Annotated in this window: 23 protein-coding genes; 9 read left to right on the forward strand and 14 right to left on the reverse strand. The window is 72.5% G+C overall.

Translation table 11 applies throughout. The features are described 5' to 3' along the window. Positions 1-2: 2 nt before the first annotated feature. Positions 3-1361: a lysine N(6)-hydroxylase/L-ornithine N(5)-oxygenase family protein gene (locus tag ACFY61_RS22010; RefSeq protein ID WP_389474286.1), complete on the reverse strand. Its 1359-nt coding sequence runs from the start codon at positions 1359-1361 to the stop codon at positions 3-5. Between the two features lie 246 nt (positions 1362-1607). On the opposite strand from ACFY61_RS22010, the gene ACFY61_RS22015 reads away from it, so the two are divergent. Beyond that, positions 1608-2456: a 2OG-Fe(II) oxygenase gene (locus tag ACFY61_RS22015; protein WP_389474288.1), complete on the forward strand. Its 849-nt coding sequence runs from the start codon at positions 1608-1610 to the stop codon at positions 2454-2456. Positions 2457-2689: 233 nt separating this feature from the next. On the opposite strand, the gene ACFY61_RS22020 is transcribed toward ACFY61_RS22015, so the two are convergent. Beyond that, on the reverse strand, positions 2690-3139 hold the full coding sequence (locus ACFY61_RS22020) for a hypothetical protein (protein ID WP_389474290.1): 450 nt from the start codon (positions 3137-3139) through the stop codon (positions 2690-2692). Between the two features lie 74 nt (positions 3140-3213). Next, positions 3214-4497: a hypothetical protein gene (locus ACFY61_RS22025; RefSeq protein WP_389474291.1), complete on the reverse strand. Its 1284-nt coding sequence runs from the start codon at positions 4495-4497 to the stop codon at positions 3214-3216. Between the two features lie 365 nt (positions 4498-4862). Here ACFY61_RS22025 and ACFY61_RS22030 point away from each other — a divergent pair, with 365 nt between their 5' ends. Both ACFY61_RS22030 and ACFY61_RS22035 read left to right on the forward strand, forming a co-directional pair. After that, the gene (locus ACFY61_RS22030) at positions 4863-5153 is read left to right on the forward strand and encodes a hypothetical protein (RefSeq protein ID WP_389474293.1); all 291 of its coding nucleotides are present in this window, start codon (positions 4863-4865) and stop codon (positions 5151-5153) included. A gap of 185 nt (positions 5154-5338) precedes the next feature. Continuing rightward, positions 5339-5746, forward strand: coding sequence for a hypothetical protein (locus ACFY61_RS22035; protein ID WP_389474295.1), 408 nt, complete (start codon positions 5339-5341; stop codon positions 5744-5746). 36 nt (positions 5747-5782) lie between these two features. Here ACFY61_RS22035 and ACFY61_RS22040 read toward each other — a convergent pair whose 3' ends face one another. Beyond that, positions 5783-6691, reverse strand: a complete 909-nt coding sequence (locus tag ACFY61_RS22040) for a LysR family transcriptional regulator (protein WP_389474296.1) — start codon at positions 6689-6691, stop codon at positions 5783-5785. A gap of 70 nt (positions 6692-6761) precedes the next feature. Here ACFY61_RS22040 and ACFY61_RS22045 point away from each other — a divergent pair, with 70 nt between their 5' ends. Continuing rightward, a complete protein-coding gene (locus tag ACFY61_RS22045) occupies positions 6762-7700 on the forward strand; it encodes an NAD-dependent epimerase/dehydratase family protein (RefSeq protein WP_389474298.1) in 939 nt (312 codons plus the stop codon). A 15-nt stretch (positions 7701-7715) separates the two neighbouring features. Continuing rightward, positions 7716-8600, forward strand: a complete 885-nt coding sequence (locus ACFY61_RS22050) for an aldo/keto reductase (RefSeq protein ID WP_389474300.1) — start codon at positions 7716-7718, stop codon at positions 8598-8600. Positions 8601-8637: 37 nt separating this feature from the next. Here ACFY61_RS22050 and ACFY61_RS22055 read toward each other — a convergent pair whose 3' ends face one another. Further along, entirely contained in the window at positions 8638-9729 is a 1092-nt protein-coding gene (locus tag ACFY61_RS22055) for a polyprenyl synthetase family protein (protein WP_389474302.1), read from the reverse strand. A 211-nt stretch (positions 9730-9940) separates the two neighbouring features. Between ACFY61_RS22055 and ACFY61_RS22060 the strand changes: the two genes are divergently transcribed. Both ACFY61_RS22060 and ACFY61_RS22065 read left to right on the forward strand, forming a co-directional pair. Continuing rightward, positions 9941-10258 carry a hypothetical protein gene (locus tag ACFY61_RS22060; RefSeq protein ID WP_389474304.1) on the forward strand — a complete coding sequence of 106 codons (318 nt, stop codon included), beginning with the start codon at positions 9941-9943 and terminating at the stop codon, positions 10256-10258. Positions 10259-10592: 334 nt separating this feature from the next. Next, positions 10593-10925, forward strand: a complete 333-nt coding sequence (locus ACFY61_RS22065) for an STAS domain-containing protein (RefSeq protein ID WP_389474305.1) — start codon at positions 10593-10595, stop codon at positions 10923-10925. 66 nt (positions 10926-10991) lie between these two features. On the opposite strand, the gene ACFY61_RS22070 is transcribed toward ACFY61_RS22065, so the two are convergent. The 7 genes from ACFY61_RS22070 to ACFY61_RS22100 form a co-directional block, all read right to left on the reverse strand. Next, on the reverse strand, positions 10992-11990 hold the full coding sequence (locus tag ACFY61_RS22070) for a glycoside hydrolase family 26 protein (protein WP_389474307.1): 999 nt from the start codon (positions 11988-11990) through the stop codon (positions 10992-10994). A 274-nt stretch (positions 11991-12264) separates the two neighbouring features. Then, the gene (locus tag ACFY61_RS22075; protein ID WP_389474309.1) at positions 12265-13341 is read right to left on the reverse strand and encodes a M14 family metallopeptidase; all 1077 of its coding nucleotides are present in this window, start codon (positions 13339-13341) and stop codon (positions 12265-12267) included. Positions 13342-13352: 11 nt separating this feature from the next. Next, complete coding sequence (locus ACFY61_RS22080) at positions 13353-13667, reverse strand: hypothetical protein (protein WP_389474310.1); 315 nt, start codon at positions 13665-13667, stop codon at positions 13353-13355. A gap of 111 nt (positions 13668-13778) precedes the next feature. After that, the gene (locus tag ACFY61_RS22085; protein WP_389474312.1) at positions 13779-14510 is read right to left on the reverse strand and encodes a TetR/AcrR family transcriptional regulator; all 732 of its coding nucleotides are present in this window, start codon (positions 14508-14510) and stop codon (positions 13779-13781) included. Between the two features lie 269 nt (positions 14511-14779). Then, positions 14780-15268 (reverse strand): hypothetical protein, encoded by a 489-nt coding sequence (locus ACFY61_RS22090; protein WP_389474313.1) that lies wholly within the window; start codon positions 15266-15268, stop codon positions 14780-14782. Between the two features lie 387 nt (positions 15269-15655). Next, complete coding sequence (locus ACFY61_RS22095) at positions 15656-15892, reverse strand: chaplin (RefSeq protein ID WP_389474315.1); 237 nt, start codon at positions 15890-15892, stop codon at positions 15656-15658. 120 nt (positions 15893-16012) lie between these two features. Further along, positions 16013-16627, reverse strand: a complete 615-nt coding sequence (locus ACFY61_RS22100) for a GPP34 family phosphoprotein (protein WP_389474316.1) — start codon at positions 16625-16627, stop codon at positions 16013-16015. A 186-nt stretch (positions 16628-16813) separates the two neighbouring features. Here ACFY61_RS22100 and ACFY61_RS22105 point away from each other — a divergent pair, with 186 nt between their 5' ends. Next, positions 16814-17218: a hypothetical protein gene (locus tag ACFY61_RS22105; protein WP_389474318.1), complete on the forward strand. Its 405-nt coding sequence runs from the start codon at positions 16814-16816 to the stop codon at positions 17216-17218. Between the two features lie 21 nt (positions 17219-17239). On the opposite strand, the gene ACFY61_RS22110 is transcribed toward ACFY61_RS22105, so the two are convergent. Both ACFY61_RS22110 and ACFY61_RS22115 read right to left on the reverse strand, forming a co-directional pair. Beyond that, complete coding sequence (locus ACFY61_RS22110; RefSeq protein ID WP_389474320.1) at positions 17240-18034, reverse strand: alpha/beta fold hydrolase; 795 nt, start codon at positions 18032-18034, stop codon at positions 17240-17242. A 61-nt stretch (positions 18035-18095) separates the two neighbouring features. Further along, positions 18096-19508 (reverse strand): MFS transporter, encoded by a 1413-nt coding sequence (locus ACFY61_RS22115; protein ID WP_389474369.1) that lies wholly within the window; start codon positions 19506-19508, stop codon positions 18096-18098. A 251-nt stretch (positions 19509-19759) separates the two neighbouring features. Here ACFY61_RS22115 and ACFY61_RS22120 point away from each other — a divergent pair, with 251 nt between their 5' ends. Next, a complete protein-coding gene (locus ACFY61_RS22120; protein ID WP_389474322.1) occupies positions 19760-20608 on the forward strand; it encodes a helix-turn-helix transcriptional regulator in 849 nt (282 codons plus the stop codon). The last annotated feature ends 115 nt before the right edge of the window (positions 20609-20723 follow it).

Below are 20723 nucleotides of genomic sequence, written 5' to 3' on the forward strand. Positions count from 1 at the left end.
CCTCAGCCGCGGATGGGGTCGATCTCCCGGCCCCGGTCGGCCCGCAGGGCCCGGGCGGTGCGGCGGAGCAGCAGGGAGTCGCAGATCTCGCCGGAGCGGACGGCGAGCGTCGACAGCAGGGAGGAGGTGATGCCGTGGGTGTGCTCGGTACCCCCCTGGAGGTAGACGCCCACGTCGACGTGATCGGCCATCAGCAGGCGGTGGTCCCGGTCGACACGGAGCCGGCCCTCCTCGTCGGTGAGGCAGTCCGCGGCGAGTTCACCGAGCAGCCCGCGCGGGTCGACGGGCCGGTAGCCGGTGGCCATGACCACGGCGTCGCAGTCGAGGACCTGCTGCTCGCCGGTCGTCAGCGAACGGACGACCGCGCGGGCGCCGTCGTCGAGGTGCTCCACCGCGCCGAGTTCGGAGGTGTTGAGGATGCGCAGGCGCTCCCGGCCCGCGACCCGCTCCTGGTAGTGGGTGCGGTAGAGCTGCTCGATGAGCTCGCCGTCGACGACGGAGTAGTTGGTGTTGCGGTGGTAGCCGTAGAGGTCCTGCTTGACCTCGGCCGGCGCCGTGAAGAAGTCGTCGACCGCCGACGGGTCGAAGATCCTGTTCGCGAAGGGACTGTCGTCCGCCGGGCTGTACCCGTAGCGCGAGAAGACCGCGTTGACCTCGGCCTCGGGGAAGGTGCGGTGCAGGTAGTCGGCGGTCTCCGCGGCGGACTGCCCGGCGCCGACGACGACGAACCGCTGGTGGCGGAGCTCCTTGAGTTGCGGGGCCCGGAAGAGGAGGTCCCGGGTGTGCCACACGTGCTCACCGGACGTCACCCCTTCGGGCAGCCGGGGCGTGAGGCCGGTGCCGACCGAGACGTTGAGCGTCCGGACGACCTCCTGGCGCGTCTCGCCGACGGCGCCCTCGGAGACCACGTCCACCGCCTCGACCCGCCCGTCGGCGGTGCGGACGGGGCTGAGTCCGGTGACGCGCCGGCCGTAGTCGACGCTGTCCGTGAACTCGGCGGCGCACCACTCGAAGTAGTCGTGGAACTCCAGCCGGGTGGGGAAGAAGGTCTTCTGGTTGATGAAGTCGGCCAGGCGGCCGCGGTCCTGAAGGTACATCAGGAAGGTGTAGCGGCTGCCGGGGTCACGCATCGTGACCAGGTCCTTGAGGAAGGAGACCTGCATGGTCGCGCCTTCCAGCAGCATGCCGCGATGCCAGCCGAAGCGTTCCTGCTGCTCGACGAACCGTGCGCGCAAGGCGCGCTGCCCGTCACGCCGGTTGTGGTCGGCGACCGCGATGGCCAGCGCGAGATTGGACGGGCCGAAACCTATGCCGACCAGGTCCTGGGCTGGCTGACCGCTGTCCTCGCGGCGTCCCGACATGCTGGTCCTTCCGTTGAAGCCAAGTATCGATGCCCGCGGACGGGACGTACACACCATCCACTCACTAAGGTTAGGCAGACCTAACCGTCGCCTCAGTACCCAGGTGGTGTCAAGTGGCCACGACGAGCAAGTGCGGTGGCGGTGGGCTCGGTTGGCCCGCGGCGGGTCGGACCGGAGGCTCGTACTCCCGTGCGCCCCCGTGCGCTCCCTTCAGCGCGACCGACGCCCCGCGTACGTTTCCGGCCCATGAGCGGATACGCGATGGAACCGGCCACGCCGACGGAAATCAGCACCCGGGCCCTGCCTCCCTCCGACCAGTGGTCACCGGCTCCTGTTCTCCCGGTGCCCGTCTGCCGCTTCGAGAACTTCCTCGGTGCGGAACGCGCCGACACCCTCCTGTCGTACGCGATAGCGCGGGAGGCCGACTTCTACGCGGGAACCGTCCTCGACCCCCTCACGGGTCAGGCGTCCCACAAAGGCCGCAACTCGCTCGTCCTCCCCGTGACCAGCCCGGTGTTCAGCGCCCACCTCGCCGACTGCCTCCCGCTCGTCCAGGAGGTACTGGGCCACCGGGCCACCCTCACGCAGTCGGTGACGCTGCTGACGGCACACGGCGAAGGGGGCCACTACGGCGTCCACACCGACGCCTCGCGGGTACGGGACGTCGGCACCGCCCTCTCCGCGGTGTACTACCTGCACCGCACGCCCCGCGGGTTCGGCGGCGGCCAACTCCGGGTGTACGACCTCCTGCTGCACGACGGAGGCGTCCGGCCGGCCGACTCCTACCGCACCGTCGAACCGGATCACGACACCATCGTCTTCTTCCCGGCCGGCGCTTTCCACGAGGTCGTGCCGTCCACGTGCCCCAGCGGCCGGTTCGCCGACCACCGGTTCACCCTCACCACGTGGATCAGCGGCACGGAGCCCGCCACGCCGACGAACGTCACCCCCTCCCGGATCGGGCAGTGGATGGCCCGGGCCGCCGAAGGCACCCGCCCGCTCGCGGAGGTCACGCCGGACCACGACGGCGCCAGCCCCGTACCACTCCCCGCCCCCTCCCCCACCACCCGCCTCACCCTCCCCACACCCCGCTGAGGAGCAGCGCCGCGAGGGCGTGGGGCACGCCGCATGGGCGCTGTGGCGGCTCGGCGCGGACGCGGAAGCCCTGGCCCCGGCGTCCTTGCGCGCCGCCCTGCGGAACCGCGCCACGGCCATGGCCGCCCGCTACGAGGCCCGGCTCCAGCCGGGTTTGACGGGCACGGTCCGACGTCGCCGGCCTCCGGCCGTCACGGCGGTGGCACGGTGTGGGGCCGGCCCGTCCGCCGGGGTCAGTTCCAGATCGTCTGGACGGAGTCCAGCTGGACCCAGGTGATCGGGTTCCCGCTGTTGCCGCCGTAGATGGTCAGGGATCCGGCGGTGTTGACCTCGAAACGGCAGGCGTTGATGCCCTGGCTGTTGTTCCGCGGGGCGGTGGCGCGGACCAGCCCGGTCGGGCGGAGCCCGGCCGGCAGGGTGGCGATCTTCGTGTCGGCGGCGAGGTTGCAGGTCACCGAGCCCCGCGCCTGGAGGAAGACCGTGCCGGCGATGGTGATCAGGCGGACCTGCGGAGTCGCCCCGGCCTGGGCGGTGACGCCGGGTTCCAGGAGCAGGTTGGTCCACGGCTGCGCCTCGACGCCACCGGCGGCGACGGCGGGGGTGGCGGCCACCAGGTTCGTCGCGGTCAGCGTGGCGGGCAGGGCCAGCGCGGCACCGAGGATGCGGCGGCGGTTGTGGGACATGAGTGGTCGGTCTCCTTGGCCTGGGAAGAGGGGGACAGGGAAGGGTGTGGAGGGGAGGGAGGGGCGAGGGGAGGTCAGCGCCAGACGGCGCTGAAGTTGTCCAGCTGCGCCCAGGTGATGGGGTTCGTGGAGCGCCCGCCGTAGAGCCAGAGCTGCTGGGCGGAGTCCGCCTCCGCCCGTGCGGTGCACACGCCGCCGCTGTTGTTGCGCGGCACGCTGGCCTGCGCCGCCATGCTCGGCGCCAGCGCGTCGGGCAGCGTGCCGATCCGGGTGTCCGCCTCGAAGGTCCCCTTCACCCCGCCACTGAGCTGCAGCACCGTCGTGCCGGCGATGCCGACGAGTCGCCCCCGGGGGGCCCGGACGTCGGCGGTGACGCCGCTCGCCAGCGGGATGGGCTGCCAGTCGGCCAGCACCTTCACCCCGTCGACCTCCGGCGCGCCGGACAGCGACAGGATGGTGCAGGTCCGCGGGCCGGGCTCCTCGCCGGCGAAGCCGAAGTGCACGTGCGGCACGCCGTTCCGCACCGATACGGCCATGCCCTCGGGTTCGCGCAGCTCCAGACCGGGCGCGGCGCTGACGAACTGCTGGTCCAGGACGGCGCCGGTGGCCCATTCGACGGCGGTCAGGTAGGTGTTGCCGGGCGGCTTGACGGTGTCCGAGTAGCCGTTGCCGGCGATCATGTACAGCACGCCGCCGAGGGACGCGTACCCCTGGAAGGTTCCCTTCGCGTCCGGCTGGGTGATGCGGGTCAGCGGTGTCCAGTCCCCGGCCCTGGCCTTGTCCAGGTCGTACGACTCGAACATCATGCTGCCGCTCTTGAAGCGCACGATCACCCGGTTCGTCGTCGGGTCGATCGTGCACGTCACGTTGGTGGCACCGCTGACCGGCCGGTACGGCTGGGCGAGCTGGGCGGATCCGGAGTCGACGACCGCTCCGTCGCGGAACGCGAAGTGGGTGACGGCGGTGCCGTAACCCTCCTTCTCCTCCTCCGGCACGTTGGCGCCCATGGGGATGGAGGCCGTCTCCGTCCACAGCCGGGACACGCCGTCGTGGTGCTCGACACCCATGGACACGCCGTGGCCGAAGCCCCGCAGGTACATGTGCCCGGTGATCACACCCGCCTGGTCGAGCCGGGTCAGGGCCAGGTCGCCGGCGTACGCCCGCTGCCTGCCGGTCCTGGGGCCGGACTCGCCGGGGAGGGTGAGCCCGCCTTCGGCGACCTGCAGTACGAAGATCTCTCCGGTGACGGGGTCGATGCCGAAGGACTGCATCACCGTGGTGTTGTACAGCCTCCGCCGGTGGAGCAGTTTGCCCACCGGACCCGATATGTCGATCTGTCCCTCGACGCTGATGCTCAACTGCGCCTCCTGCCGGTCCGCTTGCTCTTTCGTGTTCAGCCGGCTCGTCGCCGTCCGACCCGGGCCAGTCTTGCATCCGGGTGACGGGCGCCAGTCTGCGGGGTTGACGGGGTGAACAGGGCGAACGCGTCGCAGCGGCGGCACCCGGTCGCCGGGACGGCCGGGCGGGTGAACCGGGGGAACAGGCCGCAACCGAGAACGGGGCCCGTTGGTTGACCACGCGCGGCGCCCGATTCGGCGCCCCTCTGAAAGGAATCCCCGTGAAGTCTGTCATTCGCGCCGTTTCGGTTCTCGTCATCGCTTTCGGCACGGCGGTAGCGGGCCACGGCGCCGCGTCGGCGGCGCCTTTCGGGGAGGAAATCCCCGTGGTCATCCAGTGCAACAACCCGACGAACGTCTCGCTCGTCGACGCCTCCGGTGGAGATTCGCTGGTGCGCCAGTTGATCGACGTCCTCGGCTCCAATGACGGCAACAACGCCTCTGCGGTGCAGACGGGTTCCGGGGGCAACGCCCTGGGCGGGGACGCCTCCCAGTCGGCGAACAACAACCGCTGCGGCCTGAGCTCGGACGTCGACGCGAGCACGCGCATCGACAACAGCCAGCGCGTGGACAACAGCAGCAGGCTCACCCTCGACAACGCGCCGAGCCTGCTCTGACCGCCCCTGGACCGGACACCGTCGGCCCCGGCACCTCGGGGCGCGACGGCCGCACCGTGCCTGCCCGATGCCTTGAGCAAGCACGCTGAACCGCGGTGGCCACATCCGAGCCGCCCTGCGCCGCGAGAGCGCGCCCGGGCGGTTCTTCACGGCGCCTCATGCGGCGCCCTCGGGAAAGGAAGTCCGTGAAGTCTGTCGTTCGCACCGCATCGGTCATCGTGATCGCCCTCAGTGCTGCGGTATTCGGTAACGGCGCCGCGGCCGCGGCGCCTGTCGGGGAGGATCTCCCTGTCGTCGTGCGGTGCAACAACCCGACGAATCTTTCCGTCGCCGATGCCTCCGGCGGGGATTCCCTGGTCAGTCAGTTGATCTCGGCCGTCTCCGGGCAGGAAGCCCCCAACGAAGGGAACACGGCTTCCGACGTCGACACCGGAGACGGCGGCGATGCCGAGCTCGGCGACGCATCGCAGTCGACCAGGAACAACCGCTGCGGTGCGAGCTCGGACGTCGACGTGAGCACGCGCGTGGACAACAGCCGGCGCGTCGACAACAGCCGCGGTCTCGACATCGACAACGGCCCCGGCCTGCTCTGAACCGCGGTCCTCGTCGCCCGCGGCCGCGGCCCTCCTTCAGGGCACGTCGTACCGCGCGGCCTGATCGCGGAGGGCGTGGACGAGGGTCGCCAGGTGCGGCCGGTCGCCGCGGTCGATCGTGGCGACGCCGATGTGCCGGACCGGCGCCGGAGACGTGATGGGGACGGTGCAGGAGCCGGGGACGTCCGGAGCGAGGGCGATGGAGGGGATCAGGGAGATCCCCGTACCGGCGGCGACCAGTGAGCGGGCGAAGAAGTAGTCGGTCGTGGTCCCGCGGACGTCCGGATCGAAACCGGCACGCGCGGCGTAGCGGCGCAGGTACGCCTCGGTCTTCAGGCAGCCGAGCACCCAGGGTTCGGCCGCCAGCTCGGTCAGGTCGAGCGCGTCGCGGTCGGCGAGCCGGTGCTCCGTCGGGAGGACGACGTGCAGGGGGTCGTCCAGGAGCGGCGTCCACTCCAGGGCGGAGGTGATGCCCGGCCCGACGGGTAGCGGGCCGTCGAAGTGGTAGGCGAGGGCGAGGTCCACGGCGCCCTGCCGGACCAGCGGCAGGGTGTCCTCGGGTTCGCCCTCCCTGATGTGGAGCAGCATGCGGGGATGCGCCGCCGTGAGCCGGGTGAGCGCTGCGGGCAGCAGGAGCCTGCCGCCGCTGGTGAAGGTGGCGATGGTGAGCCGGGGGCGACCGGTGCCGAGCTGCGCCACCTTGTTCCGCGCGTGTTCGATCTCTGCCGCGACGGACTCGGCGGCGCCGACCATGATGCGCCCTGCCGGGGTGAGGGTGACGCCGCGGGTACTGCGGGCGACGACCTGGGTGCCGAGGCTGCGCTCCAGGGCGGCCACGTGCTGGGAGACGGCCGAAGGGGTGAGGCGCAGGGCCGTGGCGGCCTGGTTGAAGCTGCCGTGTTCCGCCACCGCCCGCAGGACGCGGAGCCGCTGCACATCGATCAACAGTTTTCCTTAATACCTATGCAGGAGTTCGGTACTTCTGCTGATGACGGTAGGTCTCCAGGATGGGGGCATGCAACGGATCTGCGTCATCGGCGGAAGCCGCTACTTCGGAAAGCTCCTGGTGGGTCGCCTGCAAGCCGCAGGACACCAGGTCACGGTGATCAATCGCGGTTCCACTTCGCCGCCCACCGGCGTCGAGCACCTGGTCGTCGACCGGAACGACGAGGCCGCGCTGACTGCCGCGATCCGCTTCCGCACGTTCGACGTCGTGGTGGACCAGGTCTGCTACACACCGGTCCAGGCCGCCATCGCCGCACGCGCGTTCGCCGACCGCGCGCGACGTTACGTCATGACCTCCACGATCGAGGTGTACGACCCCGCCACCGCGGCGCTGCCCGCCGTGCCGGCCGGCGCGCCCGTACCCGAGGAGACCGTCGATCCGGCCGCCTGGCGCGTGGCTCCGGACCTTCCCTGGCACGACGACGCGTACGTCGAGGGGCACTACGCCGAGGGGAAGCGCCAGGCGGAGGCCGTGTTCGCCCGCGCCGACGGCTTCGCGTACGCCACCGTCCGCAGCGCCCACGTACTCGGCGGCGGGGCACAGGAGTTCACCGGTCGGCTGGCGCACTACGTCAGCCGCATCGCCCGTGGCGAAGAAGTCCTCGTGCACGCACGGGCACTGCCGACCGTCTTCGTCCATCACCGGGAACTGGCGGAGCTGTTGGCATGGGCGGCCACGGCCGACTTCACCGGCCCGGTCAACGCCTGCTCCGACGGCCCGCTCGACGTGTACGGCGTCGCCGCGATCACCGCCGCGCAGGTGGGCCGGGAGCCCGTCTACCGGACCGTCAGCGCGGGCGAACCGGCCTCGCCCTTCTCCTTCGACCGCCACTACGCCATGAGCAACGCCCGTGCCAAAGCCCTGGGTTTCTCCATCTCCCGCTCCACCGACTGGCTGCCGGGCGCCGTCGTCGAGACCCTCACCACCGAGCCGTCCCCCACTGCCTGAGGAATCCGAGCCGTCATGCGATACCGCCCCCTCGCCCATACCTCCGTCAGCGCCGTCGGGCTGGGCGCCATGCCGCTGTCCATCGAACGCCGCCCCGACGAGACGCAGGCCATCGCCACCATCCACGCCGCGCTCGACGCCGGCGTCACGCTCATCGACACCGCCGACAGCTATCACTGGCACGCCGGCGAGGCGGGCCACAACGAACTGCTGATCGCCCGCGCCCTGGCCCGCTACGGCGGCGACACCTCCGGCGTCCTGGTGGCCACCAAGGGCGGCCGCGGGCGCCCCGGCGACGGCAGCTGGACCGTCGACGCCACCCCCGCACACCTCAAGCGGGCCGCCGAAGCCTCCGCCAGGCGCCTCGGCGTCGAGGCCATCGGCCTGTACCAGCTGCACAAGCCGGACCCGGCCGTGCCCTGGGCCGAATCCGTCGGCGCGTTGCGCGAGTTGCTCGACGCGGGAACGATCCGCGCCGCGGGGATCTCCAACGTCACCACCTCCCGGATCCGCCAGGCGCACGAGATCCTCGGCGGGGGACTCGCCTCCGTGCAGAACCGGTACTCCCCCGCCGTCCGCGACAGCGAGCCCGAACTGCGGCTGAGCACCGAACTGGGACTGGCCTTCCTGCCCTGGAGCCCGCTCGGCGGCATATCGCGGAGCTCCCTCGACGACCCCTCCGGTCCCACTTCCACGGGCACCGCCTTCCACCACGTCGCGGCCGAGCACGGCGTGAGCCCCCAACAGGTCGCCCTGGCCTGGCTGCTCGCCCGCTCCCCGGCCGTGCTGCCGCTACCGGGAGCCAGCCGCCCGTCCTCCATCACCGACTCCGCCAAGGCCGTGGAGCTCACGCTGAGCGCGGATGACCTGATGCGGCTCGACGACGTTCCGCCTGTCTGAGCGGCTCCTGGCCGCCCGGCGCGCTCGCCGACCTGCCCTAACGGTCGCGTCGGACGGACCAGGTCGGCAGGTGCTCGAAGAACGCCACGGCGTCCGGCCTCCAGCGCCCCCGCCAGGCGGCGGCCTGTGCTGCCGCCCGGCGGGCCTGGCGGTCGGCGTCGGCTGCGAGGACGCGGTCGATGCCGTGGGTCCGAGCGGTGCGGCGGATGCGCTCGAGGGTGTCGTCGTCGCAGTCCGGGTTTGCCAGCGCTCCCTCCAGCAGCCTGCGTTCGGCGTCGTCGGCGGCGGACAGGAGGGCGCGGACGGCATAGCTGCGGCGGCCGGAACGGATGTCGGAACCGGCGGGTTTGCCCAGGGAGGCGGGATCCCCGAAGAGGTCGAGCCAGTCGTCGTGGATCTGGTTGGCGATGCCCACCGCAGTGGCGTAGCGGCGGAGTTCGGCGTCGTAGGGGGTCGGGTCGACGCCGGCGGCGAGCAGACCCAGGAGCATCGGCGCGAGGACCGAGTAGCGGGTGGACTTGTACTCGGTGACCTCGTGCAGGAGCTCCGTGTCGGGCGCGGGATGGAAGTCCCTTTCCAGGTCGATGAGTTGTCCGGCCACGGTGGAAGCGGAGACGTCGGCGTGGACCGCCGCCATGGCGAGGACCCGGTCGGGCGGCAGGGCGCTGGTGAGCAGGACCCGCCCGGCGAGGAAGGCCGCCAGGTCGCCGGCGAGGACGGCGAGGGCGAGGGCGGTGTCGGGCCGGTCGGGGAAGTCGCGGCGGTAGGCGTAGTAGGTGGAGGGTCCGCCGCGGCGTGTGGGTGCGTCGTCGATGATGTCGTCGTGGATCAGGCCGTGGGTCTGCAGCAGTTCGATGCTGATGGCGGCCTCGTCCAGTCCCGGAACGCTCCCGTCGGTGACCAGGGCCGAGGCTTCGTGGAGCAGGGCCACGCGCAGCCGCTTGCCGCCGCGCAGTGACAGCTCGCGCACCAGCTCCAGCGCGCGGGCCGGGAAGGTGCCGCGCCCCGGAACGTCCAGGCGGCCGGCGGCCGGGTCGGTCAGGGAGTCGAAGTAGGCGGCGAAGCGGGCGTCGAACCGGCGCTGGTGGTCGGCCGCTCGCTGCCAGGCCGCGGTGATGGCGTCATTCACCTGCCCAGCTTTCCACTCCACCGGCTCGTGGGGGTGCGCGCCCCATGCCTCTCCCGTCGCTCCGGCCGTCCCCCTCTCCTGGGACCACGACAGCACGTGAAGGGGACGTCACCGCGTGCTTCGGTGCCCGGTCGGCAGGTCGCCCCGGTGGGTCCGGGGAGGCAGGATGGAGGGGGGAAGTCCGCTTCGTGTCCGGGAGAGGAAGAAACCCATGAGCCGACCCGCGCGCCTGCTCGCCCTCGGCGCACTCGTCGCCGGTGCAGCTTTCGTCACCGGCCCCACCGCCCTCGCGGCGTCCCCGTACGACGTCCTGCCGACCGCGACGTGCTCGACCTCCGGCGTGCTGGACAACGGAAAGGTCCACCTCTCCGGCGGCGGTTTCACTCCGGGCCCGGCCTACGTGTTCGGCTCGGCCGGTTTCGGAGGGACGGTGGAGATCGCCCAGAACGGCGGCTTCCAGGTCATGAACGTGCCTCCCGGTGACTACCTCGTCCGGCAGGGCGGCGAAGTGACCGAGTGCAGCGGCTAGTTCCCGCCCGGCGCGGTCTCGCGAGGCCGGTCCGCTGTCGGATCCGGCGAGCCGGTAGCAGGGTCTCCCGCCGGAGGCACCCCATCCGGTAGTTCTGCCTCCGCTTGTCCGAACGGGCTGGAAAAGGTCCGCCCGCCTGTGGGACGCTCGCAGGACTACCAGCCTGGTCTGGTGAGAGGCCCCGCGCCGCCCTTGCAGGTCACCGGCTCGGTGACCGGGGCGCGGTACGGGTTGTCTCGCTCGGCTGTACGCGGCCCTACGCCGTGTGCTTGATGCCCCTCCTCGTGGGTGGGGCGTGATGGGCTCGACCTTCGAGAACGCGAGGGGCGAACCGATGAGCGACTTCACCGTGCTCACCCGACAGCACTCCGACCACACCCTGATCACCGTCAGCGGCGAACTGGACCTGCACACCTGCCCCCAGGTGGTGCAGGCGGCGACCATCATCCCCCTCGGCGGCAAGACGCTGTACCTGGACGTGTCGGGGGTGTCCTTCATGGACTCCAGCGGGCTGAACCTGCTCGTCGTCCTGCGTCGGCGGCTGCGTGCCGAAGGCGGCCTGCTGGCCGTCAGGGGGCTCCAGGCCCAGCCCGCGCGCCTGCTGAAGCTGACGGACACCTACGACCTGTTCGCCATCGACACCGCCACCGCGGCCGGCGCGGGATAGCCGGAAGGCGTCGGCGCCCGAGCGTTCTCGCGAACCCCGACCGGGAGACCGCCGGGCCGGACGCGGTCAGGGCTCGTGGTCGGAGCGGGAGAGGAACTTCCTGAACACGGCGGCGGAGCGGGGGTTCCGACCGCACTGCCACACGCCGTGCGGGCAGTAGTCGGTGATGCTGTGGTACAGCGGCCTGTGCTCGGCGATCCACTCCAGCATGTCCCGCATGTACGCCGCGTTGTCACCGTTGCGGAAGAGTCCCCATTCCGGGTAGGAGAGCATCTTGCCGTGCTCCCTGGCGAACTCGACCTGCCGGCCTAGTCCGTAGGGCTGGGTCACGTGCTCGTGGAAGTCGTCGCCGGGCGGCTGGTCGTAGGTGTCCATGCCGATGATGTCGACGACGTCGTCACCGGGATAGCACCTGGTCCAGGGGATCGCGTCGGGCCCCCGGTTGGGGGCGAAGTCGAAGAGGAACCGCTGCCCCTCGACCGACCGCATGGCGGCGACGATGCGCCGCCAGTACTTCTTCCAGTTCTCCGGGTCCGGCCGGCAGCGGTGGGTGTAGTCGAAACCGTTCATCTCCCAGCCGAGCACGATCACCGTGTCGGGCACCCCGAGCGCGACCAGGCGCTCGGCCAGACGCGCGAAGTGGTGGTCGTGGTCGCCGCGGGCGCCCGAGCGGAGGCGCTGCGCGACCCGTTCATCGGGGACCCGGTCCTCGTTGTGGTCGAGCATGGGCACGTTCAGGACGAACATCCGGTCCGCTCCGGCCTCCCGCCACCGCGCCCAGCTGCGCAGGGAATCGGGTGCGCCCTCGATGTTCGTCCAGGTGTCGCCGGGCAGGTACGTGTGCCCGGCGCGCACTTCGGCGCCCCCGAGCCAGCGCGACAGCTTCCGCATCCGCTCGACACCGGGCGAGCCGTAGTGGAGGTAGGCACCCAGGGCGACCTCGCCTCCCCCGTCCCCCTCGGAGACCGGGCGCTGCGGCGGAGCGAGCGCGCCGCCGGTGGCGAGGAGGCCGACGGCGACCATGCCGGCGCAGACGCCGACGAGACGGCGGGCCCGACGGGACATGACGCCTCCACGATTTTCCGACCGGTGCGTGGACATCGACGTTAGGCACGTCATCCGGCTCGTGGCCTGTTGCGGGTGGTGAAGGTGGGCCGTCCGTGGCGGGAGGGGCCCTTGGGCCGGGCCGGACGGGTGACGACGGTGAGCCGGCCCGGCGGGGTGGGGGTCGTCGGCTACTGGGACTCCCGTGTACGCCGGCCTCACGGACCCCGTGGAGCCGGCCGCCGGGCTCTCGGGGCTGCTCGGCGCCGGCTGGTGAGGGACGGAACGGGACGGGTCACGGGGCGAGCGCGGTGAGGCAGAACTGGACGAGCCCGGCGTCGACGTCGAGGACGATCTTCTTCATCTCCGGCCACGGCGGCTGGAACTCCGTCCCCCATTCGACGGTGAACGGCAGGATCCGGTCCTGGTCCGGCTCGATGATGTGGCGCGCGAACGTGTAGTCGCCGCTGGTGCCGCAGGTGGGGTAGAGGTCGAAGGAGGGCTTCGGGGTGTAGGTCTTGCCGCGTACGCCCTTGAGCGCCGTGCAGAACTGCTCGGCGAGAACGACGGAGTCGTCCGCGTCCACCTTCGGGAGGAACTCCCCGTAGAGCAGGTCGTTCTTCAGGCCGCGCTTGCCGTCGAAGGCGGGGTTGCGGAAGTTCCTGGCGGGGTCGTCGGACTGGCTGTCGTCGTCACCCCAGACGTAGAGCATGGTCTGGGTGTAGCTGTGCACGTCGACGTACCAGCGGGTGCGCACGAAGTGGTCGAGCAGCCAGCGGACGTTGCGCGTCTCCGGCTCCGAGAACGGCCCGGGGCCCTGGTACACCTGGTTCTGGTCGGCCGGGTCGTCCGAGACGCGGACCGGGGCGAGCGGGTGGAAGGCGGCCGCGAAGTCGAAGAGGAAGTCGAAGTTGCGGTTGATGTCGACGCCGACCGCGGCCGGATTCCCGCCGGACTGGGCCGGGTTGCGGTTGCGCCGCCAGTCCCAGTCGACGGTCTGGCTGTGGCGCCGGCCGTCGGGATTGACGAGCGGGAAGACCACGACGTCGAGTTCCTCGAGGATGGTGCGGACCTGGGCGGAGGTGTAGTGCGTGCCGCCGTACGCCAGGCCGGTTCCGCCGTCGTGTGCGTGCAGCAGGTCGGCCGCGAAGTCGAGGAGGATCTCGCAGCTGCCCCACTCCCGGGCGTGCACACCGCCGGTGAGGACGACGGCGTTCTTGGGCTCGCGGCGGTGGGTGCCGATCCGCAGGGCGTGGCAGGTTCGGCCCTCGACGGAGGGCTCGGGCAGTTCGACGAGGTCGCTCGTGGCCGGGAAGGCGGTGCCCAGGCTGCTCAGACCGGACTCGACCTCGACGATGTTCATGTACGGCATGGCGTGTCTCCCTACGGGTCCTGCACCTTGAGGCCGAGCCCCTGGGGGACGGCGTCTTCGGGAGCGAACCGGTTCCCCTCGGCGACCTCGGCCTGGCGGGCCCGCCCCACGGCAGTGGCGTCCTCGACGGTCGTGACGGTCACGCCTTCGCGCGGCAGGGCCTCGGCCGCCTCGGGGGTGACGTAGGCGTCGATGGTGCAGGTGCCGTCGGCGGCTTGCTGGACCCGCCCGCCGACGTCGGGGTGGGCTTCGCGCAGGAGGTTGCGCAGGGTGTCGGGGTCTCTGGCGGTGACCCGGACGCGCAGGATCGTGTCTTCGCTGGGCATGGGGTGCTCCCTGGGGCATCGTCCGGCTCATGCCGGGAGGCAGCGGCACCGGTTGAGCACGGACGCATATATGGCCTATGTATGGATATATCCGATGTGTACTTCGTATCCTCAGCGTGCGCTGCGGCCGTAGAACGCGTCAAGGGGCGCCTCGGGCATGCGGCTCAGGAGGCTGTCGAGGCCCGCGATCAGTTCCTCCTCGTCGTCGTATTCGGCGAGCCGCGGGACGAGCGCGCGCAGCCGCGGGTACTGGGCGGCGGGCAGCCGGTGCAGTCCCAGGCGGAGCATGGGTTCCGGCTCGTCGGGGTCGTCGACGACCTGGCGTTTGTCGACGAGGAGGCAGCCGAGGTTCCAGGCCGCGAAGGCGCGGTAGATCGTCAGCGTGGTGGCGTCGTCGAAGCCGGCCCGGGCGAGTACGGCGAGGATGTGCTCGGTGAGCTGGAGCACGGGCGCGGGGCGCCGGGCCACCGGTACGGACAGCGGCCGGGTCGCCACGACGGGCAGGACCTCGGGGTGGGCGTGCACCACCGCGGCGAAGGCGCGCGCGATCCGCCGCAGCTCCGCCCGCCAGGCGGGCACGCCGGCAGGGCCCGGGGCTTCCTCGGGCGAGGTCCGCAGCCGGTCGTTCACCTCGGCGAAGAAGGCCTCGACCAGTCCGTCGAGGAGGGCTTCCTTGCCGGCGGTGTACCGGTAGATGGCCATGGGCTCCACGCCCAGGCGGGTGGCCAGGCGCCGCATGGTGAGCGCCTTCAGGCCCTCCTCGTCGACGAGGGCGAGGGCGGCGGCGAGCACCAGCGGGCGGCTCAGGCGCCGCCGCCTGTCGGGGGTGTCCGGACGGCCCATGTCCCGGCCTCCTCCGGGTGCAGGGATACGCCGTATATTTCTAAATTATCCCACTTATCCCACTGCGGTGTGCCGGGCCGGCACACGGAACTCTTCGGCGCCGAGGAGGTCGGGCGTGCCGCGGACCCTGCTGAGCATCGGTGTCGACGACCTCGACGCGACGCTCGGCCGGGTCAGGGCGAGGCCTGCCGCGGGGGCGATGGCGGCGGACGCGGTGTGGCCGGGGTGGACGTGGGCGACCCCCGTCGTAGCGCGTGGGTACCGCCCGGCTACTGGCAGAAGACTTCCCTCGCCGTGGCCGCGCCCTTGTTCCAGCCGTCCGTGAAGCCGGTGTTCGCCGAGGCGGGCGGGCGGGCGCCGCAGTCGGCGCGTACCGCGTCCCAGCCGGCGGTGAGCCCCGCCTTGTAGGTGGTGCCGGGTGCGGCCGTCGGCTCCGTGCCTCCGGTGCACGCGGTGGTGCGGCCTCCCTGCGTCACCGCGTACCGGTCGTCGGGCTTGTTCCCGATCCGGAAGGAGCCGCCGTCGGGGACGGCGAAGGTGGTCGTGCCGCCGCCCGGCGAGGACAGCTGGGCCGGGCCCTGCGTGAACCCGTCACCCGAGACGTCGACCCGGTCCGTCCCGTCGGCGGCGGACACGGCGCAGGTCACGGTGGGCGCTGCCGGGGCCGCCTGGGCGAAGGCCGTCGGCGCCACCGTGGCGAGGGCGGGGGTGCCCAGCGCGAGGAGGAGGGCGGCGGTGAGGCGGGCTCGTCGGTGCATGGTGCTCCTCCTTGTCGGAGCTCCGGTCCGGCCGGAGAGGGTCCGCGGCCGCTGCGCGAGGTCGAGGCCTGCGCCGGCGCGGACGCGGCGGCCCGGCGACGGCGGGCCCGTCCGGCCGGGGCTGAGGGCGCTCGGGCCGCCGGCCGGCCATGCCGTGACTCTTTTGCGGTGTCGCGCCGCGGTGACGAGCGGTCGTGGCGGCTCCATCGTCTCCCGCTCGGTCCGGCGTGTCGACCGGAAGGGAACGGGGCCGGACCGGAGCGGCTGCTCTCGGCGCAGGTGGTCCGCCACAGCACGACGAACGTGGCAGCGGCCCGGCGGGTCGCTGCCACGAGTGGCGCGTTCCGAACGCGCCGCCGCTTGAACGGCGGACGGCTCGGATATCACTCAGGCGTTGACGCAGGTGTTGCCGGCAGTCGGGTTGAGCACCCCGATGATGTTGATGGAGTTGCCGCACACGTTGATGGGGATGTGGACCGGGATCTGGACCACGTTCCCCGACAGGACGCCGGGCGAGCCCGCCGCGACGCCATTCGCGCCCGCGTCCGCGACGGCGACGCTCGCGCCGCCCAGGACCACACCCGCGGCCAGACAGGCGCCGACGACGATGGCACGAACCTTCATGTTGATCTCCCAACAGTGAGACGGAACGACCAGCCCATCCCACGGCATCGGCCGCCCCCAAGGCGGTCATTCGCCTGTTGGTGGGCGAGGCGCACGGACCCTGTCGGCGCGGGCGTGGCGTCAGCCGACCGGTCCGCGCCAGATGTTGTCGAAGGCGGCCTCGCTGATGGTGCGCCGCTGGCGTTCCGATGCCAGTTCCACCACCGCGTCGTAGACGGCGGCCAGCACGGCCGCGACGGCGTCGTCGGTGATGTCCGGGGCGTCCGCGGTCCGTTCGCCGTGGACGCCGGCGGCTTCCGCGAGGGCGGTGAGGGCGGCGTCCGGCGTGGCTCGCGGTTGTACCGTCCGATCGTGGGCGGGTGTTGCGGCCGGTACCGGGTTGCCCTTGCGGGCGAAGAGTCCGCGGCGGGACCTGGCGGCGAGTCGCCCCTCCGCTTCCAGCGCGTCCCGGTAGGCCGCGGCCAGGCCGCGGCCGCGGCGCCACAGCCAGTCGCTGAGCGCCTCGTACGGGGGTTCCCCGACGAGGGACGAGACCGCCTCGGCCAGGAGCGCGTCCTGCGGGGCCGGTTGGCTCGCCGGCACGATCCGGTCGCCGTCCAACCGGACGGCCCCGGTCCCGAGGAGGTCGATCACCTCGGCGCCCGCGAGTGCGAGCGAGAGATCGCCCTGCTCGGCGGCGGCACCCCCGGCCCCGCCGTCCAGTGCGACGATCAGCAGATCCCGTGCTGTGGTCATGTGGCCGCCGTCCCGTGCCTTCGCAGTGTGTACGGCCCCGCGTACGCGTCGGGGCCCGGGGTCGAGCCTACAAAGCGGGGGCGGGCGGCGCCGCCGGTTCCGGCCGTCCCGCGGCCGCCCCGGGCGGCGGGCGGGTGCGGGGGGCGGCCGACTACGCTGGTGGAAGGAGCTTCCCGGGAGGCCGGCATGGCGAGCCGCCACCACCGTTACCACCTGGATCAGGACGGTCACTCGATCACCGTCCTGCACGATCCGCGGCGCCGGCGTGCGGAGGTCTGGGTCGACGGGAGGACCGTCGCCGCTGCCCGCGCCCCGCGCCGCGGGGCCACCGTCCTCGAGGGTGAGGTCCCCACCGTCCCGCCCAGGCGCCTGGTCGTGCGGATCGCGCACCCCGACGCCGCCGACGACGTCCCGTTGTGCGTGCTGGAGACCGGCGGCGACCGCTACCTCATGCCCCATGTCGCTCTGACCCGGCAGGAGCGGTGGCCGGCGGAACGGACACCACCCGCCCGTACCCCCGGCGAGCTCTTCGCCCGGTGGAGGTCGCGGTACCGGCACCGCCGGAGCGGCGGCGACCGCCCCGGGGAGTGACGTACGGGGCACCGGATTCGGTCATGGTGTGCCGGCCGGCTCGCTGCGCCGGATCGGGAGCATGGTCTCCACCGGTTCGCCGCCCAGGTGGTCGAGGATCAACCGGTTGACCTGCTGGGGCTTCTCCAGTGGCGCCAGGTGCGAGGTTCCGGGTACCACCGCCAGTTGGGAGCGGGGGATCGCCCGGTACAGGGCGGCCGTGTGCTCGAGGGTCACCAGGTCGTCGTCGCCGGAGACGACCAGGGTGGGCGCGGTGATGCCGGCCAGGTCGCCGATGGTGAGCGTCGGTTGGGTGCGCCACATCTCGACCATCCGTTCCGCCAGTGCCGGCCAGTGCCCGGCGCCCTCGGGCGCCAGGGGCACGTACATCTCGCGGAAGAACGCCATGTCGGGACTGTCGGGGGTCATGCGGTCGAGTGCCGCCGGGTCGGCCCAGCACTCGGGGGAGGGGCGGAAGTTGGTGCCGATCACCACGAGCTTTCGGACCAGGTCGGGGCGGGCGAGGGCGACGAGCAGGGCGACTGTGCCGCCGTCGCTCCAGCCGACGAGGTGGGCCGGGGCGCCGACGACGGAGTCGAGGAAGGCGGCGGTGTCGTCGGCCATGTCCCGGTAGGTCAGCGGCCCCTCGACGTCGGGCGTGCGTCCGTGCCCGCGGCGCTCGGGCATGAACAGCCGGTACCGCTCCGCCAGATCGCCCCGCTGTGCGCCCCACGTCTCGATGGTGCAGAAGCCGCCGTGGAGCAGCAGCAGGGGGTCACCGGACCCGTCGGTCTCGTACCAGGTGGTGACCCCCGGAAGCTCGACGTAGTCGCCCATGGTCCCAGGCCCTCTCTGGAGGCGTCCCCACCAGTCTCCACCGCGGGCGCGAGCTCCGCGATCAGAGGCCCGCGGCCGGACGGGCGGGCCCGGCGTCGGCCGGCTCCGCCTTCGGGAACCGGCGCAGGGCCGCCGCGCCGAGAACCGCGTGCAGCGCGCTCGCGGTGACCGCGACGACGTGCAGGCCGGTCACGAAGGCCGCCTTGGCGCGCGCGGCGCCCGCCGCGCCGAGACCGGTGAGGTGGAGGGTCTCGTCGAGGGTGGGGGCCAGGCCGGGTCCTCGGAGGCGGAAGACGAGCACGGCCAGCGAACCGAGGAGGGCGATGCCGAGGGCGTTGCCGAGCTCGTTACTGGTCTCGGCGATGGCTCCGGCCGCGCCGGCCCGCTCCGCGGGGACGGCTCCGACCGCGGTGTCCGCGACCACCGCGAAGGAGATCCCGTAGCCGATCCCGGTGACGGCGGTGGAGACGACGTACCAGCCGGTGCCGCTGGTGGGGGTGACGGCGAGCAGGGCGAGCAGGCCGACGGCGATGGCGAAGTGGCCGGTGACCAGCACCGCCCGCTTGCCGATGCGGTCGACGAAGCCCGGGGCGACGACGGAGGTGACGGTGAGGACGGCGGCCCCGGGGAGCGCCAGCAGGGCGACGTGCAGCACGTCCAGGCCGAGGACGGACTGCAGGTGGATCCCGGCCAGGTAGTTCGTCGCGGACCAGGCGGCGAGCGGCAGCAGACCGGTGACGATGGCGAGGGTGAAGACGCGGTCCCGGAAGAGCGAGAAGTCGATCAGCGGGTGGACGAGCCGGCGCTGCCGGGCGGCGAACCGGACCAGCAGGACGGTGCCGGCGGCCATCGCGCCGAGCGGAAGGGCGGCGATCCCGTCGGCGGCGAGGTGCTTCAGGCCGTAGACGGTGAACAGCAGGCCGGCGGAGGAGGTGGCCACGCTGAGCGCGTCGACGCGTCCGGGGCGGGCGGGCGTGACCTCGCGGACGAGTCGTGGCGCGAGGAGCAGGAACAGGGCGATGACGGGCAGGTTGACCAGGAACACCGAGCCCCACCGGAACCGCTCCAGCAGCAGCCCGCCGACGACCGGTCCGATCGCGAACCCGGCCGCGAACGCCGCGGCGAAGACGCCGATGGCCCTGGCCCGGCGACGCGGGTCGGGGAACAGCTCGCTGACCACGGCCAGCGCCGAGGGCAGCAGGGTGGCGCCGGCGACCCCCATCAGGACCCGGCCCGCGATGAGCAGTCCGGGCGTCGGGGCGGAGGCGGCCGCGAGGGAGGCCAGTCCGAAGACGGCCGCGCCGGCCTTCAGCAGCCGCAGGCGTCCGTAGCGGTCGCCGAGGTTGCCGAAGGCGATCAGCAGGGAGCCCACGGCGAAGCCGTAGCCGTCGAGGATCCACAGTGCCTGGTCGGCGGTCGGCGCGAGGGCCCGGGAGATCCGCGGCATCGCCAGGAAGAGGATCGACCCGTCCATGGAGACCAGGAGGACCGGGCCGAGGACCACGAGCAGGCCGAGCCGGGCCCGGAGGTCCGGCCGCCCGGCGCCGGCCCTTTCCGTGCGCGTCCGCGTGGGCTTCCGGTGTCCGTGCGTCTTCTTCTCGGTCGTCGTCATGGACCCACGCTCGGTGGCGGTGGCCGACCCGGCCATCCCCCTGCCGTGGGTACACCCGCCAGGTACACCCTCGGCGTCCCCGGCGGCCCGGTCCACGGCCTACCGTCGGGTTCATGGAGAGCCTGGGAGCGTTTCTGAAGAACCGTCGGGACCGGATGACGCCCGGCGAGGCCGGGCTGCGCACGTACGGCACCTCCCGCCGCGTCCCCGGTCTCCGGCGGGAGGAGCTGGCCCAGCTCGCGGGGGTCAGCGCCGGCTACTACACGCGGCTGGAGCAGGGGCTGGCCGAGTCGGCCTCCGAGCAGGTGCTGGACGCGCTGGCGCGGGTGCTGCGGCTGGACGAGGTGGAGAGCGCCCACCTGCGCAACCTCGCCCGTCGGCCCGGCCGTTCCTGCCTGAGCGAGCCCCCGGACGAGACGCCGCACGAGCGCGTGGTCGCCCTCCTCGCCGCCCTGGACGAGGCGACGCCCGCGGTGCTCCTCGGCCGCCGCGGGGACGTCCTGGGGTGGAACCGCGCCGGTCACGCCCTGCTGGGCGAAGGGTTCGCGTTCGAGGACCCGGAGGACCGGGAGCGGCGGCCGTCCGTGCCGAGGGCGTTCTTCCTGGACCCGTCCGCGCGGGAGTTCTACCGCAACTGGTCCGAGCTGGCCGAGATCCACGTCGGCTACCTGCGGCTCACCGCCGGCCGCCACCCGACCGACGCGCGGCTCGCGTCCCTGCTCGGCGAGATCATGATGGGCAGCGACGCGTTCGCGGGGCTGTGGGCCGAGGGGGACGTCCGCGACTGCACCACGGCCGCGATGCACCTGCTGCACCCGGCGGTCGGCGCCCTGAGCGTCACCTACCAGGTGTGGCTCCAGCCCGACAGCCTCGACCACCGCCTGGAGTTCTACACCCCGAACGACGCCGGATCCGCCGAGGCCCTGCGCAGGCTGCTCCCGCGGGGCTCCGGACGGGGGTGAGCCGCGCAAGGCCGCAGGTCGCCGGGGGTGCTCGGGCGCCCGGGGGGCTCGGGTGCCCGGGGTGCTCGGGTGCCGGAGGTGCTCGGGTGCCGGGGGCTGTCACACGGCTGTGACG

It is taken from the genome of Streptomyces sp. NPDC012888 (assembly GCF_042900645.1).
GTDB lineage: Bacteria > Actinomycetota > Actinomycetes > Streptomycetales > Streptomycetaceae > Streptomyces.